Genomic DNA, 16,615 nt, shown 5'->3' with positions numbered 1-16,615 from the left:
CGGGCAGGGAAAAGGCCGCGCCGTGTCGCGGGGCGGGCCGCGGCGCTCGGGGCGACGGGCGGGCGTGAACATCACCCGCGCCAGGACAGCCGGGCGCAGACCCAATGCCCTTTACTTCACAGGTCAAAATGACCAGGTAAAACCTGACAGAATGAAGGGTTTTGCCATGTCGATCTTCCGCAAGCTCAAGGACCGGCTGTTCCGCTCATCCGACAAGATCGGCGAGGGGCTTGATGCCCTGGTCCAGGAGGGGGCGATCCAGGAGGGTGCGGCAGAGGATGGTGCGGTTGATGCTGGCCAGGGTCAGGCGGACCCGGTTCAGACCGGCCCGACCCGGGGCAGCGGAACCCGGGATGGCGAAGATCGGCAGGCGGCAACTGCGGCGACCAGCCTTCCCGAAACAGAGGCCAGCGCGGCAAAACACGTGCCGGAGGCCCCCGAGCGCGCGACGCCCGCTGATGTCGTGCCGCCGGTTCCGGTCAGCCGGGCCGCCGAGCATGCGCCTCTGGTGCAGCCTGCGGTGCCAGCGGCGGCGGAGCCTGCGAAACCTGGTCTGCTCGGGCGCCTCTTCGGCCGGGGCGAGACGGCAGAACCGCGTCGGGTGCTTGATGACCAGATGCTTGAAAGCCTTGAGGAATTGCTGATCCAGACCGATCTGGGCGTCGATACCGCCGTGCGGGTGACCGCCAATATCGCCGAGGGACGCTTTGGCCGGAAGGTTTCGACCCGCGAGCTGAAAGAGGCGCTGGCGGGCGAAGTGGCGCGGATCATGACGCCGGTGGCGAAACCGTTGCCGCTTTACGCGAAAAAGCCCCAGGTCGTCCTGGTGGTGGGTGTGAATGGCTCGGGCAAGACGACGACCATCGGCAAGCTTGCAAGCCAGTTCCGCGCCGCCGGAAAAACGGTGGTGATTGCCGCCGGAGACACATTCCGCGCGGCGGCAGTGGAGCAGCTGAAGGTCTGGGGCGAGCGCGCCGGCGTGCCGGTTCTGACCGCGCCGGAAGGCTCTGATCCGGCAAGCCTCGCTTTTGACGCGCTTGGCCGCGCGCAGGAAGAAGGCGCGGATCTTCTGATGATCGACACTGCCGGCCGGCTGCAAAACCGCCAGGATCTGATGGAGGAACTGGCGAAAATCGTGCGCGTGCTGAAGAAAAAGGACGCGACCGCGCCGCATAATACCCTTCTGGTGCTGGATGCGACCACCGGGCAGAATGCAATAACCCAGGTCGATATTTTCCGCAAAATTGCCGATGTCTCGGGTCTGGTGATGACCAAACTTGACGGCACGGCAAAAGGCGGTGTGCTTGTCGCGCTGGCCGATAAATTCGGCCTGCCCATCCATGCGATCGGCGTTGGCGAACAGATCGACGATCTGTCGCCCTTCGATCCGGATGATTTCGCCCGGGCTCTGGTCGGGCTGGACAAATAGCGCCGGTTGGGGCGGCGCCAGACTGGGATAATTGTGATGTTTTACAAGGTTTTCGCGGGTCGCACCAGTTTCACGGGCCCGGCTGTTTCCGGGGCGCACCCTGAGCGGGCGCCCCTTGCATATCTGGCCACGGCCCTTACCGGGCTCTGGTTCGGGATGGCCGCGCTGCCGGTTCAGGCGCAGCAGGCCGGGCCGTCGGATGAGAGTTGCGCCGCAATCCTTCACGACTTCAGCCAGGTTTTGCACAGCAACCGGCTTGATATCAGCGCGACGCCCCGCAGCCTGAAGGATGGCGGCTGCGCCTTTGATGACGTGGTGATCACGGGCGGAGAGCGTTATGCCCCGGGTTTCTACGCCGATACGGTGACGGTCTATGGCAGCATTCTTGCCTGGGATCGCAAAGGGCAGATGCCATCCTCGGATATCGTGGTCGGGGCCACGGGGATGCGTTTTGCCACTAAGATGGGCGATGCCCGGATGGACTATCTGCTGGGCGCCCAGGCGCGGGTCGGCGAGATGGTGCTGGATCTGCGGGCAGCCTGGGACGGATCGGCGAAAGAGGTGGAGATCTCTCGCTTTGACCTGACTTTCGCGGGGGACTCGCGGATCCTTTTCACGGCGCGGGCAAAGAATATCGACCTCTCCACCCCGGGTGCTGCGCAGATGGCGATCATGGGGGCGGCGCTGACCGATCTCGACCTTGAGATCAGGAGTTTTGGTCTTTTCGAGCAGCTCTTGCTGCCGGTGCTGGTCATGATGATCCCGGATACGGAAAATACCGAAAGCGATGCCGGTTTTGCAGCCTTGGTGAGCGAGAAAAAGCTGGAACTGCGAACGGCGATCAATCAGCTGCCGGATGCGGCCTTTCCGGCCCCGTCACGCGCGGCGCTTGCGGCGCTGTTGTCGGATCTGCCGGGCCCGCGCGGCAAGCTGGTGGTGAACTTCCGGTCAGCCAGCGGTTTTGGTGCGGCGCGGTTTGCGCGTTTTGCGCTGACGGGCCTGCCGCAGACGATGAAAGAGCTCGCGCCATTGTTCGATGGCACGCGGTTTGATATCGACTGGCGTCGGGGCGACCGCAGCTGAGCGGTTGCCGGACGCGGCAGGTGGAAGGCGAATATGGCAGAAAAAGCGATCAATCCTGTGCTGAAACAGGTGCTGGAACTGGGGCCGACGGTGCTCTTTTTCGGGATCTATATGTGGATCAAGGATGAGACATATCTGATCGCTGGCACCGACTATTCCGGGTTCATCGTGGCGGCAGTGGTGTTTGTGCCGATCCTGCTGGTATCGATCGCAGCGCTCTGGGTACTGACCGGGCAATTGTCGCGGATGCAGGTCTTTACCGGGCTGGTGGTGATCTTCTTTGGCGGGCTGACGGTCTATTTCAACGATGCGAGCTTCTTCAAGATGAAGACGACGCTCGTCTATGGGACATTCGCGGCGCTGCTGGGGGTCGGGCTTTTGCGCCGGCAGAGCTGGCTGGAATGGGTGCTCGGCTCGGCGCTGCCGATGCAGCATGAGGGCTGGATGATCCTGACGCGGCGGCTTGCGCTGGTGTTTCTGGTGCTGGCGGTGGCGAATGAGCTGATCTGGCGCAATATGTCGGAAGCGACCTGGGTGACGCTGGAGACCTTTGCCTTTCCGGCGGCGCTTTTCGTGTTCCTGATGGTGCAGATCACCATGCTGGGGCGCTATGTGATTGAGCCCGAGGATGAAAAACGCGGCGAGGGCTGAAAGCGGCGAGCGGGGGGCCAGCCCCCCGATGCCCGTGAAGGGCATTCCCCCCGGGATATTTAGGGACAGATGAAAGGAGGCCCGGGGGATATGGTTCCCGGGCCTTTTTGCATCAGCGTTTGTAGAGGTTTTCGATGGCGGTCTTGTCGAGGGTAGCGGGACGGGCATCGGCTGCAACTGCGATGCCTCTGGCAAAGGCCGGCCGGGCGGCGAGGCGGTCGAGCCAGGCGCTGAAATGCGGCTTGTCTTCGATGCTTTGCTGCTGTCTCTCCCAGGCGCGCGCCCAGGGCCAGATCGCGATATCGGCGATGGAGAGGCTGTCACCGGCGACGAAAGCGCGGTCAGCGAGGCGGCGGTCAAGCACGCCGTAGAGACGACCGACCTCGCGGCGATAGCGGTCCTGGGCATAGGGCAGCACCTGGGGCGGATCCATTTCCGGGGCATAGCGCAGGAAGTGATTGGCCTGGCCCGCCATCGGACCGACGCCGCCCATCTGCCACATCAGCCATTCTTCGACCTGGATCCTCTCACGCTCGGAGCTGCCATAGAGTTTGCCGGTTTTGCGGGCGAGATATTGCAGGATGGCACCGGATTCGAAGAGGGAAACCGGCGCGCCATCAGGGCCATCGGGATCGACGATGGCGGGGATGCGGTTGTTCGGCGCAATCGCCAGAAAATCCGGCGCAAACTGATCACCCTTGCCGATATTGATCAGTTTTACCTCATAGGGCAGGCCGAGTTCCTCAAGCGCGATGGCGATCTTATGGCCATTGGGCGTGGGCCAGAAATAGAGGCTGATCGGGGCGGACATCGGCATTTCCTGCATCAGTTCTGAACTGTCATGACTTTGCGCGAGTGCCGGCTGGGATGCAAGCGAGGCAGGCGTGTCAGGTTGGCGGGCAAATGCAATTCTGCTCTCTTGCACAAGTGTAAAATTACTGCTTCCATCGCGATTAACGACATGAATCTGTCGTATTGAGAAAAGGTCAGTGCAGATGCCCAGCCCCGAGAGCAAGGTGCAACAGTCAGGAGCAGCAAAGCCTGCCACTGGTGGTGCGGCTGACAGTGCTTTCGGTGGTGCCGGTGCTGGTGCCGGAAGCGCAGCAGGGCGCAGTGGTGGCAACCGCAGATTCGTGTTCCTGCTGCTGGACCGGTTCACGCTTCTGGCTTTTGCTTCGGCCATCGAGCCCTTGCGCATCGCGAACCGGGTTGCGGGGCGCAGGATCTATTCCTGGGTGCTGGCGGGGGAGGGCGGCGCATCGGCCACCTGTTCCAATGATACCGCCTTCCGGCTGGATATCGGCCTTGAAGAGATCGACCGCGAGGATGTGATCCTGGTTTGCGGCGGTCTGGATGTGCAGAAGGCGACATCAAAAGCGGTGCTGTCCTGGCTCCGGCGTGAGGCGCGCAGGGGCGTGACCATTGGCGGGCTTTGCACCGGCGCCTGGGCGCTGGCGAAGGCGGGTCTGCTGGACGGTAAGAAAGCCACGATCCATTGGGAAAACCAGGACGGTTTCCTTGAGGATTTCGAAGAGGTGCGGCTGACGAAATCTGTCTTCGTGATGGATGGCAATCGCTGGTCGACGGCAGGGGGGACTTCGTCGCTTGATCTGATGCTGAAGGTGATTGCGGCCGATCATGGTGAGACGCTGGCGAATACTGTCGCCGACCAGCTGATCTATTCGACGATCCGCACCGATCAGGATACGCAGCGCCTGTCGATCCCGACCCGGATCGGGGTGCGCCATCCGAAGCTGAGCCTTGTGATCCAGATGATGGAGGGCAGCATCGAAGACCCGCTTTCCCCCGCCGATCTGGCCGAGCGGGTGGGGATGTCGACGCGGCAGCTGGAGCGGCTGTTCCGCCGTTACCTCAACCGCAGCCCGAAGCGCTATTATATGGAGCTGCGGCTTTCCAAAGCGCGCAACCTGCTGATGCAGACCGATATGTCGGTGATCAATGTGGCGCTGGCCTGCGGCTTTGCCAGCCCCTCGCATTTCTCGAAATGCTACCGCGCGCATTACAATACCACGCCTTACCGCGAACGCGGCACCCAGAGCGGTATGCCTGGCGCAATGCCGGTGCGGCTGTCGATCTGACCCGCGGCGCGCATTCTTCCTTACGACGAGAATGCGATGCAGCGAAGTCCGGTGAGGTACAGAACCCCCATGGCTGCCTGCCACGGCACCCAACTCAGGATATCACAAAGGCCATGAAAAAGGCGCCCCGAAGGGCGCCTTTTCTTATTGGTCGAGGAAGCTGCGCAGCTTGCGCGAGCGGCTCGGATGTTTCAGCTTTCTCAGCGCCTTGGCTTCGATCTGCCGGATCCGTTCGCGGGTGACCGAGAATTGCTGGCCAACCTCTTCCAGCGTGTGGTCGGTGTTCATGCCGATGCCGAAGCGCATCCGCAGCACACGTTCTTCGCGCGGGGTCAGCGAGGCCAGAACCCGGGTCGTGGTTTCCTTCAGGTTCTCCTGAATGGCCGAATCCAGCGGCAGGACCGCGTTCTTATCCTCGATGAAATCGCCGAGCTGGCTGTCTTCCTCATCGCCGATCGGCGTCTCAAGCGAGATCGGCTCCTTGGCGATCTTCATCACCTTGCGGACCTTCTCAAGCGGCATCTGCAGCTTTTCGGCCAGCTCTTCCGGTGTCGGCTCGCGGCCGATTTCATGGAGCATCTGGCGCCCGGTGCGGACCAGCTTGTTGATCGTCTCGATCATATGGACCGGGATACGGATCGTGCGGGCCTGGTCTGCAATCGAGCGGGTGATCGCCTGGCGGATCCACCAGGTCGCATAGGTCGAGAACTTATAGCCGCGGCGATATTCGAATTTATCGACCGCCTTCATCAGACCGATATTGCCTTCCTGGATGAGGTCCAGGAATTGCAGGCCCCGGTTGGTGTATTTCTTGGCAATCGAGATCACGAGGCGCAGGTTGGCCTCGACCATTTCCTTCTTGGCCTGCCGGGCTTCTTTCTCGCCCTTTTGCACCTGGTTCACGATGCGGCGGAATTCGCCGATATCGACGCCGATATACTGGCCGACCTGGGCCATGTCAGCGCGCAGCTCCTCGACCTTTTCGAGGCTCTTCTCGATCAGGGTCTGCCAGCCACGACCGGCTTTCTCGGCCATGCGTCTGACCCAGGACGGGTCGAGCTCAAAGCCCTGGTATTCGGCGATGAATTCCTGGCGGTTGATCCGTGCGGCATCCGCCAGCTTCACCATGCCGGAATTGATCGACATGATGCGCTTGTTGATGCCGTAAAGCTGGTCGATCAGTGCCTCGATCCGGCTGTTGTTCAGATGCAGCTCGTTCACGAGCAACACCATCTCGCCGCGCAGCTTCTGATAGGCGCCTTCCTCGGTGGTGGTAAAGCGGGTCGAAGACGACATTGTCGCCGCCATCCGCTGTTCCTGCATCTCGGAAAGCTGTGCGTAATTGGCCGCGATCTGCTCGAGGATCTCAAGCACTTTGGGGCGGAGCGTCGCCTCCATCGCCGCCAGCGACATGTTCGAGCCGTCGTCATCCTCGTCATCGGCGTCTTCGCGCGAGATCGGATTGCCATCGGCGTCCAGCTCGGGCTCGTTCGACGCGCGGCGGGGGGCAGCACCTGCCTCGACCACACCCATCTCGTCGAGCGGCGGGCCTTCGAGTTCCTCGTCGCCGTCGAGATTGCGCCCGAAGGTCGCCTCAAGGTCGATCACATCGCGCAGGAGGATCTCTTCCGACAGAAGTTCGTCGCGCCAGATGGTGATCGCCTGGAAGGTCAGCGGGCTTTCACACAGCCCGGCGATCATCGTGTTGCGACCGGCCTCGATCCGTTTCGCGATGGCAATCTCGCCTTCGCGCGACAAAAGCTCGACCGAGCCCATCTCGCGCAGATACATCCGCACGGGGTCATCGGTGCGGTCCAGCGTCTCGGCTGCAGGGCCGGCGAGGGCCACTTCACGCGAGCCTGGGGCTGCGCCCGGATCGATCAGCTCAGAGCCGGTACCGCCATCCTCGGCTTCCTCGGCCTCGTCATCTTCGACGACATTGATGCCCATTTCCGAGAGCATCGACATCACGTCTTCGATCTGGTCCCCGGAGACCTGATCGGGCGGCATGACGGCGTTAAGCTGTTCCATCGTGATATAGCCGCGCTCACGGGCGTCGGCGATCATTTTCTTGACGGCAGCCTGCGACATGTCGAGCGAGATATCAGTCTCGTCGCCATCCTGCTTAACGTCGTCATTTTCCTTGAGGGCCATGGATGCTCCTGTGGGGATGGTGCGAATCGCGCTTCTTTTATTCGAATCAATAACGCGAATCACAGCGGGGGAAAGGGCGAATCATACATGTCAGCCCGGTCTGGCCTTGCCACCGGCACTGAAATCAATCGAATCGAACAATTTCTGGCGTCTGTCGAGTTCCTCGCGGTCCAGTTCGACGCCATTTGGCGCAATGACCGATTCGGTTTTCTGGTCCTGCGGCCCCCGGCTGGCGCTGACTTTGGCCTCGGCGGCCTTTGACAGCCGCCATGTCAGACCCTCGTCCACGAGGCCCGAGAGGTCCTCGACCGCCTCGGCAAGCTCTACCCGGTGACCACGATCGGCCTGGAGCCGCGCCAGTGCTTCTTCGACACAGGCGGCGGCGAACTCCTCATCGGCCTTCGGCTGCAGACCGGGGTTGGAACGCACATGGTTACTGCGGGTCAGCTCGTCAAGAAGGCCGGGGCTGTCGGTCTCGATCAGCGCCCGGCAATCCGGGGCATGGAAATGCGTCAGGATCAGGTTGCGCAGCCGGAAATGCGCCTCGTTGCTCAGCTCCAGGCGCTCCAGATCACTTTCAAATCGCGCGACAAGGCCCGGGAAACGCATCAGAATCGCCAAGGCGACCGCTTCGCGGATCCCGTCCGAGACCCGGCTGGGATAAAGCAGATCGGCCTCGGTCCCTGCGAGGGCCGAGTTTTTTGCCGCATCGGTTGCAGGCAGCGCGGGGGGCACGAATTTGCCACCGCGCATCTGGCCGCGCGGGCCCGGTTGCCAGGGCCGGCCCGGGCTGCGCGCCGCCGGACGGCGGCCCTGGCGGAACAGGTCCCAGCGAAGCTCCTTGATATCCTCGCCATAATGGCTGCGGATCGAGGGGTCCTGGATGCGTTTCAGCGCCGTGCGCAGGTTTTTGTCCAGCGCCGCCTTGCGCTCGGGGCTGTCGAAAACCTGACCCTCGGTTTCGCGGTTCCACAACAGCCGCACCATCGGCTGGGCGGCGTCCAGCACCTCCTGCAGCGCAGGCGCACCACGCGCCCGGATCAGATCATCCGGGTCGAGGCCGTCCGGCATCACCGCAAACCTGAGCCCTTTGCCGGCCTCAAGCAGCGGCAGCGCAAGGTCGATCACCCGCAAAGCCGCCCGGATCCCCGCCTTGTCACCGTCCAGCGCGATCACCGGCTCATCCGAGATCCGCCACAACAGCCGCAGCTGATCTTCCGTGACAGCCGTGCCCAGAGGAGCCACCGCCGCCTGGAACCCGGCCTCGGACAGCGCGATCACATCCATATAGCCTTCGGCCACGATCAGACGCTGGCCTTTGCCCGCCGCCTCGCGCGCCGGGCCATGGTTAAAGAGGTTGCGCCCCTTGTCGAACAGCTCGGTCTCGGGGCCGTTCAGATATTTCGCCTGGTCATTCGGGTCCATCGCCCGCCCGCCAAGGCTGATCGCGCGGCCACGCCCGTCGCGGATCGGAAAGATAATGCGATTGCGGAACCGGTCATAGGGTTCTTTCCCTTTGGCCGAGGTCGCACAGAGCCCGGCAGCGACCAGCAGCTCTTTCGCGATGCCCTTGCCGGTCATCGCCTGGAACAGCCCCGACCAGCCATCGGGGGCGAAGCCGATTTCCCAGCGGTCCTGCGCGGCTTCAGACAGCCCGCGTTTCGCGAGATAGGCGCGCGCGTCTGTGGCGGCCTGGGTCTTCAGCTGCAGGCGGAACCATTTCACCGCCTCTTCCATGACCTCGATCAGCTGTGTGCGGCGGTCGGCTTTTTCGGCGGCACGCGGGTCGCGCTCGGGCATCTGCATCCCGGCTTCCGAGGCCAGCACCGCGACCGCTTCCATGAAACCGAGATTTTCGCTTTCCTTGATAAAGGTCAGCGCGTCACCCTTCGCATGGCAGCCAAAGCAGTAATAAAACCCTTTACGATCATCGACATGAAAGCTTGCGGATTTTTCCTGATGGAAGGGGCAGGGCGACCACCAGTCCCCCTTGGCCATATTCGATTTGCGCATATCCCAGGTGACCTTCCGGCCGACCACGGCGGAAAGCGAGACGCGGTTGCGCAATTCATCAAGGAAACCAGGGGGCAGGCTCATGGTGCCAAATATGGGACGAGCCGCGCCCGGATGCCAGCCCAAACCTCAGTGACGGCCCACCCGGTAAGGTTTCGCTAACCTGAACTGATCTTCTTTCGAAAAAATGGCACTTAAGCGCGGACAGATCCCGGTGGTAAGTGCAGAAGGACGGGGGGTGCAGGAGCGCTTGCTGTCAGCACGGCCATGCGGCGGGGATCGACAGAGGCACAGGATGCAGGGGCGAGTGATGCGCGCGCCCTTTCCCTCTCCGTCGATTTCCGGGTCTGGCAGGCAGGGGGCTGACCGTTTCTCAGGACTGTATCGCCCGGGATCGGGGCGACAGGCACCGGAAAAGACGTGGGCGGGTGCATGCGCCTCAGCAGTCCCGGAGCCCGGGAGGTCAGGCTGATCTGCCCGCGCGCGGTCCTCATGGCCCATTGCACCATGGCCGCGCTGCGATGAAAGCCGGTCACAAGCTGGGGAGGAGGGACCCTCCCATGCCTCTGGCCCTTGTTCTCGGGCGCATGCCAGGTATTGGTTACGCAGATGTGAAGCACGATGTGACGACCGGGCGGCCTCGCCCCCGGCCAGCCGGAAGCAGCGAGACCGTATGATCATTTCCCGTTTTAAATCTCTGGTTGCGCCCTTCAGGGCGATCACTGCCGTGACAGCCGCGATGGTGCTGTCAGTGCCATTTGCCGCGCCCTCTGCGGCGCAGGAACGGCGCTGGATCCAGGTCGAGGCGCTGCCGGGTCTTGCGCGGGCCAATGAGCGCGCGGCGGACTTCGCCACGGAGTTCGGAAATGTCTGGGGCTTTGGTCTGCCATCGGGCTGGTATGGTGTGGTGCTTGGCCCATATGACGGCGCCGAGGTGGGCTCGGTGCTTTCGGCGCTGAAATCGGGTGCAAGGATCCCGGCTGACAGCTATATCACCGATGGCGCAGAGTTCAGGGCGCAATTCTGGCCACCGGAGGGGTCTGTGCCGGAGACGGTCCTGCAGCCCGAGGTCGCCGTTGGGGCTCTGCCCGATCCGGTTGCTGAGCCGGTTCCCGAACCGGAGGTGATCGCCGGGCAGGTGGCGGAGCCTGCAGTCATCGAAGAGACACCGGCAGAGGCTCGGGCCTCCGAGGCGGCGCTTGATCTGGATCAACGCAAGGAATTGCAGGTCGCGCTGCAATGGTTCGGGTTCTACAATGGCGGCATTGACGGCGCTTTCGGGCCGGGCACCCGCAATTCCATGGCGGCCTGGCAGGCGGCCAGCGGCCATGAGGCAAGCGGCATTCTGACCACGGCACAGCGCGCGGCGCTGGTCGGGGCGCATCAGGGCGAAGTTGCGGCTTTCGGCTTTGCCCTTGTCGAGGAACAGGAAAGCGGCATCGACGCGACCCTGCCGCTCGCTTTGGTGGAATTCGACCGTTACGAGCCGCCTTTCGTGCATTTCCGCGAGAAAAACGGCTCGGGCCTGTCGATCGTGCTGATTTCGCAGCCGGGGGATGCCAGCAGTCTAGGCGGGCTTTACGAGGTGATCAGTTCGCTGACCGCGATGCCTGCAGGCGGCGCGCGCGAGCGCAGCGATACCGAGATCCGGTTGACGGGGCAGACTGGTGATCAGGATGGCCGCGCCTGGGCCAGGCTTTCGGGCGGGCTGATCAAGGGCTGGATGGCGTTCGGCAAACCGCAGAACGCGGGCCGTGATGCGCGGGTGTTCGAGGTGATCGATGCAAGCTTCCGCGCAGTTGGTGACACCGCGCTTGATCCGGGCCTCGTGCCATTGGATGAGGCGGCGCGGCGCGGCCTTGTGGCCGGGCTTGAGGTCCGCCAGCCGATCCGCAATCGCTCGGGCTTTTATGTCTCGAAAGCGGGGGCGGTGCTGACCACGGTAGATGCGGTGAAAACCTGCGCCCGCATCACGCTTGACCATGCGGTCGAGGCAAAGCTGATGGTGGAGGATGCCGCGTCCGGGCTTGCGGTCCTGCAGCCGGTGACGGCGCTTGCACCGCCTGCGGTCGCGGAATTCAGCAGCGGGACCAGGCCGGGTGCGGGGGTCGTGATCGCGGGCTATCCCTATGAGGGGCGGCTGCCGGCGCCGGTTCTGACCCATGGCGCCTTTGAAGAGGCCGGAGGGCTGGACGGCGCGGCAGGCATGCTGCGTCTGACGGTCGCGACCCGGCCGGGCGATGCGGGCGGGGCGGTGATCGACGGATCGGGGGCGGTGCTTGGCATGTTGCTGCCCGAATTGCGCAACAGCACACGCGACCTGCCCGCCGATGTCGCCTTTGCTGCCGATGCGGCGCAGATTGCCGCTGTGCTGGGCCAGGCCAGCATCACGCCGCTGGAGCGCGCGAGCACGGTCGCGTTGCCGCCCGAGACGCTGACCCGCGAGGCACGCGGGATGACGGTGCTGGTCTCGTGCTGGGATCAGCCGTGATCTGACCTCGTGACCGGGGGCATGCCCCCGGTTTCTTCGGGCCGATCTTTGGCCCGCCTCAGGACCGCCAGAACGCCGGCAAAAGCAGCACGAGCACCGCAAGCAGCCCGAGCCGGCCGAGGATCATTGCAAGCCCCATCACCGCAATCGCCGCATCGGGGAATTCGACGAAAGTGCCGGTACGCTCGACCAGCGGGCCAAAGCCGTAGCCGACATTCCCAAGCGTCGTCCAGATCGCGAACATCGCCGATTCCAGATCCACCCCCACAAGGGTCAGCACAACACTGAACAGGCCGAGGATCAGGATATAGCTGGAGATGAACATGATCAGCGCCTGGATCAGATCATCCTCGACCGTGCGCCCGTCATATTTGACCGCTTCGACCGAATTCGGCCAGGCGATCCGCCGCACCTGGGCGCGAAGCACTGAAAAGGCGATCTGCACCCGGAACACCGAGAGCCCGGAAGCGGTCGATCCTGCACAGGCCCCGACTATGCCGATAATCAGCGCGACCACCAGCATCAGCCCGTCCCAGCTCGGGAAGCTTCCGGAAAAGAACCCGGTCGAGGACATGATCGAGGTCAGATTGAACAGGCTTTCGCGGAAAGCCGGCTCAATCTCCATATCGGCGGTAAGGATGCGCCAGACCGCGACAATCATCACGGCGCTCAGCAGCCAGCGCAGATAGGCCCGGACCTGCGGGTCATGCCAGAGCGCGAAGGGCTGGCCATTCACCATCTGCACATAGCGGATGAAGGGCAGGCTTCCCGCCAGCATGAAGAACACCGCGATATATTCTCCGGCGCCCTGGAAGTTGTTGAAGGACTGATCATAAGGCGAAAAGCCTCCGGTCGCGACCGTGGTCATGCCATGCACCACCGCGCCAAGCGCCGGCATCCCGATCATCAGATATGAGGCCATGCAGGTCAGGGTCAGCGCGGCATAGATCAGCATCAGCTGGCGCGCGATATCGGTGGCGCGGGGCAGGGCCTTGCCGAATGTATCGAACCCCTCGGTGCGGAAGAACTGCATGCCGCCGACCCGCATCAGTGGCAGGAAGATCATCGCGATAAAGGCGATCCCAAGCCCGCCGATCCAGGTCGTCATACCGCGCCAGAGGTTCATCCCCATCGGCAGATGGTCAAGGCCGGTGATCACAGTGGCGCCGGTGGTGGTGAGGCCCGAGACCGCTTCGAACCAGGCATGCAGATAGCTCAGACCGGGCTCTCCCAGCACATAGGGCAGGCCGGCGAAGAAGGGCAGGATGAACCAGATCGCCGAGGTCAGAAGCCAGGCCTGCCGCACCCCAAGCGCCGCTGTCTGGCTGTTCGCCGTCGACAGGGCAAGGCTCACGCCTGCAAAGCCGGTGATCAGGGCTGAGCGCAAAAAGGCACGCGCATTCGGATCGCCCGCCCGCCAGTCGAGAATCGCAGGCGCGACCATCAGAATGGCGAGGACGATCAGAATCCGTCCGATCACATAGGCCACGGGTCTGAGGTCGATCATGGGGCAAGGCTTAGGCCCGCGCGGGGCTGTCGTCAAACCCTGCGGCGGATAGAGGGCTCAGGCGCTCAGCCGGCGCAGCTTTTCCAGCACAGAAGGCGTAAACCGGTAACGCCCGGTCATGCGAAACTCAAAAAGCCGGTCCTCGACCCTGGTGCCGGCGCCGATATTATGGACGATCAGCGGGCGCGGTCCGGCGAGGCCGGTCCCCACCACCATCAGATGCGCCAGGTCGCCGGGGATCAGGCAGGTGATCACATCGCCCGGCAGATGATCAGAAGCGGTCTCGCTGAGCGGCAGCTCTGCGCCCACCCGCTCGAAAAGACGCCTGAGATTGGGCACCCGGCGATGGTCGATATTGCGGTCGGCCCGCGTCAGCCCCCAGTTTTTCGGATAGGCCGCGAAATCCGCTTTCATATCGCGGTTGATCGCAACTTGCAGATCAATGCTCTCGGCCACCCGCAGCGCCCGGACCAGAACATCGGTGCAGACCCCACGATCCGGTGCCACGTCACCGCCGGGAAAATCCAGCGCGACATAGGCCGGGTCATAAATCCGGACAACGCCTTCCTGTGCTTCGGCCGCTTGCGCGATCTTCTGGCCGGCTGTCGCGCCGTCCGCCCTGAGCACCGCCGGCATGAAGAAAGGCACAGCCAGCAGGCCCAGGACGGAACGGCGGATCATCTTCTACCCCACATGGAACAGCGACTGGAACAGGCGCGGATCAAGGCTGGTGGCCGAAAAAGTCGGCCCCTCGGTCAGCAAGGATACCGCATCATGGGAATGCAGGCTCTCCTGATGGCTCGCCATCACGCGAAAGTCACCGATCCTTGGATCGCTGCGCAAAACCTCGCAGAACGACCGCGCCGCATCCTCGACAAAGATCGGATTGGCGCCGTTCAGCTCGGCAAAGGCCTGCTCATCCTCGCGTTTCACCATCACTTGCGTCTCGGTCACAACCGCCTTTCGCGCCAGATCGATCAGATCCTCGAACCAGAGCATCTCGCCGGTCTTCACCACGACAGAAAGCCGCGCGACCGAACGCTGCGAATGCGGCGTCGCCAGCTGACCGCGTATGCGCCGCGCATGTTCTGACAATTCCAGCGAACAGGGGCAGGTCGAGGAATAGACGTAATCAAGATGCATGATCTTGACCCTTTCGCCGTTCAGATCGACCAGTTCCAGCGCGAAATCGTAATATTGCCAGCCGCTTAAGCCAGATCTCAGGCTCTCCACCTTCACCGGAAAGGAAAACCGCATCTGGATCCGGGCATCGAAACTGTCGAGATCGCGGCGGTAATCCTCCAGCGCGGCTTCGATCACCTCAAAGCTGAACTGCTCCTCTGCATGGGCATAAAATGAGCGCATGATGCGGCTCATATTGATGCCCTTCTTCTCTGCCTCCAGGCTCACCGTGCCGGTCACGCTGGTCTCCAGCATCAGCTCGCCGGCTTCACGTGAGCGAAACCGGATCGGCAGGCGGAAATTCGAGATGCCAACATGCTGGATCTGCGTCTTTGCGCCGACGATCAGGCTCGATGGCCCGTTTTGCAGATCGGGAAGCGTGGCGCGATAGGCCTGGTCAACCGCGAAATCCTCGGGGTAGGCGCGGCGCAATGCGGGATAGGACAGATCGGGCAGCAGATTGCCAATCGAAGGGTCAAGCCCCGCGATCTCTTCTTCGCCCGCTTCCTCTGCCCAGCGACGCAAAGTCAAAAGCGCGGCGGCGGCCTCCTCGCGCGAGGGCGCGCGGTCGGTAATCCTGTCATGGCGTGTCATGGGAAGATCCTTTCGGTTCCGGCCGCGCCTCCTTCCCGGGGGCATCGGGCCGTCAATTTCCGGATGAACCAGCGGAATGATAAATCGCCGGGACGCCTATGAGATAGGCACTGGCGCCGCGAAAGCAAGCTCGAAACGCTGCGGCCTTCCTCCTGACCGAATTACTTCGGAGGGGCGGGGGCTGGCCCCCGCCGCCGGTTGCTCACACCAGTGCCAGCGCCTGATCAAGATCGGCGATCAGATCGCCCGCATCCTCCAGCCCGACCGAGTACCGGATCAGCCCCGGCGCGATCCCGAGGCTCACTTTCTGCTCATCGGAAAGCCGCTGATGCGTGGTGGTCGCGGGATGCGTGGTGATCGATTTCGCATCGCCGAGATTGTTCGAGATCTTCGGGATCTCCAGCGCATTCTGCAGCCGGAAGGCACCCTCTTTGCCGCCTTTGACCACGAAACTCACAATCGTACCGCCGGTTCCCATCTGCGCCATGGCGAGATCATATTGCGGATGCGATTTCAGGCCCGGAAACAGCACTTTTTCAATCTTGTCATGGCCTTCCAGGAAGGTCGCAATCTCCAGCGCCGAAGCCGCCATCGCGCGGCAGCGCAGATCCAGCGTCGCCATACCGTTGAGCATGATCCAGGAGGTGAACGGGCTCATCGCGCCGCCCGTGTGTTTCATATAGGGCTGGACGATCTTCTGGATATAGTCGCCCGATCCGCAGATCACGCCACCAAGCGCGCGGCCCTGGCCGTCGATATGTTTGGTGGTCGAATAGACCACCACATCGGCCCCCAGATCGACCGCCCGCGAAAAGATCGGCGTCGCAAAGACATTGTCGCAGATCACCAGCGCGCCATGACGATGCGCGATCTCCGCAACCCCTTTGATATCAACGATATCGAGGCTCGGATTCGCCATGCTTTCAAAGAACACCGCCTTCGTCTCCGGTGTCACGGCGGCCTCCCAGGCTGCCAGATCAGTCCCGTCGACGAAAGTGACCTTCACCCCGTAGCGCGTCAGCACCTCTTCGAGGATATAAAGACAGGATCCGAAGAGTTGCTTGGCCGAGACCACATGATCCCCGGCCCTGAGCAGCGCGGTCAGCGCGCCATTGACCGCCGCCATGCCCGAGGCGGTGGCGAAAGCATCCTCGGTGCCTTCAAGTCCCGCGATCCGCTCTTCGAACATCCGCGTGGTGGGATTGCCGTAGCGGGCATAGATGAATTCATCCGCACCCGATTTGATGAACCGCGCCTCGGCGGTTTCGGCATCAGGATAGGCGAAGCCCTGCGTGAGGAAAATCGCCTCGGCCATCTCGCCGTACTGGCTGCGGCGGCTGCCTTCATGGACAAGTTTGGTGCGTGTCTTCCAGTTCGTCATCGCAGCACAAGGCTCCCGGGCCATAAGCAGA

At 62.9% G+C, this 16,615-nt stretch carries 12 protein-coding genes; 5 read left to right on the top strand and 7 right to left on the bottom strand.

The window, feature by feature from the left end:
- The first annotated feature begins 166 nt into the window (after positions 1-166).
- From ftsY to BLW25_RS08455, 3 genes are read left to right on the top strand one after another with little or no spacing between them, the layout of a single operon-like run.
- The gene (ftsY, locus tag BLW25_RS08465; RefSeq protein ID WP_092898136.1) at positions 167-1,429 is read left to right on the top strand and encodes a signal recognition particle-docking protein FtsY; all 1,263 of its coding nucleotides are present in this window, start codon (positions 167-169) and stop codon (positions 1,427-1,429) included.
- A gap of 36 nt (positions 1,430-1,465) precedes the next feature.
- On the top strand, positions 1,466-2,512 hold the full coding sequence (locus BLW25_RS08460; RefSeq protein WP_092898134.1) for a hypothetical protein: 1,047 nt from the start codon (positions 1,466-1,468) through the stop codon (positions 2,510-2,512).
- 33 nt (positions 2,513-2,545) lie between these two features.
- On the top strand, positions 2,546-3,163 hold the full coding sequence (locus tag BLW25_RS08455) for an inner membrane-spanning protein YciB (RefSeq protein WP_092898132.1): 618 nt from the start codon (positions 2,546-2,548) through the stop codon (positions 3,161-3,163).
- A gap of 112 nt (positions 3,164-3,275) precedes the next feature.
- Here the strand turns inward: BLW25_RS08455 and BLW25_RS08450 are convergent, their stop codons facing one another.
- The gene (locus BLW25_RS08450) at positions 3,276-3,974 is read right to left on the bottom strand and encodes a glutathione S-transferase N-terminal domain-containing protein (protein WP_092898130.1); all 699 of its coding nucleotides are present in this window, start codon (positions 3,972-3,974) and stop codon (positions 3,276-3,278) included.
- Between the two features lie 178 nt (positions 3,975-4,152).
- Here BLW25_RS08450 and BLW25_RS08445 point away from each other — a divergent pair, with 178 nt between their 5' ends.
- Positions 4,153-5,262: a GlxA family transcriptional regulator gene (locus BLW25_RS08445; RefSeq protein WP_253188302.1), complete on the top strand. Its 1,110-nt coding sequence runs from the start codon at positions 4,153-4,155 to the stop codon at positions 5,260-5,262.
- Between the two features lie 144 nt (positions 5,263-5,406).
- On the opposite strand, the gene rpoD is transcribed toward BLW25_RS08445, so the two are convergent.
- Positions 5,407-7,416, bottom strand: coding sequence for an RNA polymerase sigma factor RpoD (rpoD, locus tag BLW25_RS08440; RefSeq protein ID WP_092898126.1), 2,010 nt, complete (start codon positions 7,414-7,416; stop codon positions 5,407-5,409).
- A gap of 90 nt (positions 7,417-7,506) precedes the next feature.
- Entirely contained in the window at positions 7,507-9,513 is a 2,007-nt protein-coding gene (gene dnaG, locus BLW25_RS08435; protein WP_092898124.1) for a DNA primase, read from the bottom strand.
- Positions 9,514-10,102: 589 nt separating this feature from the next.
- On the opposite strand from dnaG, the gene BLW25_RS08430 reads away from it, so the two are divergent.
- Positions 10,103-11,920: a serine protease gene (locus tag BLW25_RS08430; protein WP_253188300.1), complete on the top strand. Its 1,818-nt coding sequence runs from the start codon at positions 10,103-10,105 to the stop codon at positions 11,918-11,920.
- Between the two features lie 58 nt (positions 11,921-11,978).
- Here BLW25_RS08430 and BLW25_RS08425 read toward each other — a convergent pair whose 3' ends face one another.
- From BLW25_RS08425 to metZ, 4 genes are all read right to left on the bottom strand, one after another.
- Positions 11,979-13,427, bottom strand: a complete 1,449-nt coding sequence (locus BLW25_RS08425) for a TrkH family potassium uptake protein (protein ID WP_092898122.1) — start codon at positions 13,425-13,427, stop codon at positions 11,979-11,981.
- Positions 13,428-13,484: 57 nt separating this feature from the next.
- A complete protein-coding gene (locus BLW25_RS08420) occupies positions 13,485-14,108 on the bottom strand; it encodes a DUF1287 domain-containing protein (protein WP_092898120.1) in 624 nt (207 codons plus the stop codon).
- 3 nt (positions 14,109-14,111) lie between these two features.
- Positions 14,112-15,203 (bottom strand): GTP cyclohydrolase FolE2, encoded by a 1,092-nt coding sequence (folE2, locus tag BLW25_RS08415; RefSeq protein WP_092898118.1) that lies wholly within the window; start codon positions 15,201-15,203, stop codon positions 14,112-14,114.
- Between the two features lie 202 nt (positions 15,204-15,405).
- Complete coding sequence (metZ, locus tag BLW25_RS08410) at positions 15,406-16,584, bottom strand: O-succinylhomoserine sulfhydrylase (protein WP_092898116.1); 1,179 nt, start codon at positions 16,582-16,584, stop codon at positions 15,406-15,408.
- Between the last annotated feature and the right edge of the window lie 31 nt (positions 16,585-16,615).

The organism is Rhodobacter sp. 24-YEA-8, from assembly GCF_900105075.1.
Taxonomy (GTDB): domain Bacteria; phylum Pseudomonadota; class Alphaproteobacteria; order Rhodobacterales; family Rhodobacteraceae; genus Pseudogemmobacter.
This window is presented reverse-complemented; position numbering and strand designations above follow the sequence as displayed.

What these genes read in the sequence shown, in the direction of transcription:
- dnaG (WP_092898124.1), bottom strand. Translation starts at nt 9,513, where the DNA reads ATGAGCCTGCCCCCTGGTTTCCTTGATGAATTGCGCAACCGCGTCTCG.
- BLW25_RS08460 (WP_092898134.1), top strand. Translation starts at nt 1,466, where the DNA reads ATGTTTTACAAGGTTTTCGCGGGTCGCACCAGTTTCACGGGCCCGGCT.
- ftsY (WP_092898136.1), top strand. Translation starts at nt 167, where the DNA reads ATGTCGATCTTCCGCAAGCTCAAGGACCGGCTGTTCCGCTCATCCGAC.
- BLW25_RS08425 (WP_092898122.1), bottom strand. Translation starts at nt 13,427, where the DNA reads ATGATCGACCTCAGACCCGTGGCCTATGTGATCGGACGGATTCTGATC.
- BLW25_RS08430 (WP_253188300.1), top strand. Translation starts at nt 10,103, where the DNA reads ATGATCATTTCCCGTTTTAAATCTCTGGTTGCGCCCTTCAGGGCGATC.
- folE2 (WP_092898118.1), bottom strand. Translation starts at nt 15,203, where the DNA reads ATGACACGCCATGACAGGATTACCGACCGCGCGCCCTCGCGCGAGGAG.
- BLW25_RS08420 (WP_092898120.1), bottom strand. Translation starts at nt 14,108, where the DNA reads ATGATCCGCCGTTCCGTCCTGGGCCTGCTGGCTGTGCCTTTCTTCATG.
- rpoD (WP_092898126.1), bottom strand. Translation starts at nt 7,416, where the DNA reads ATGGCCCTCAAGGAAAATGACGACGTTAAGCAGGATGGCGACGAGACT.
- BLW25_RS08450 (WP_092898130.1), bottom strand. Translation starts at nt 3,974, where the DNA reads ATGTCCGCCCCGATCAGCCTCTATTTCTGGCCCACGCCCAATGGCCAT.
- BLW25_RS08455 (WP_092898132.1), top strand. Translation starts at nt 2,546, where the DNA reads ATGGCAGAAAAAGCGATCAATCCTGTGCTGAAACAGGTGCTGGAACTG.
- metZ (WP_092898116.1), bottom strand. Translation starts at nt 16,584, where the DNA reads ATGACGAACTGGAAGACACGCACCAAACTTGTCCATGAAGGCAGCCGC.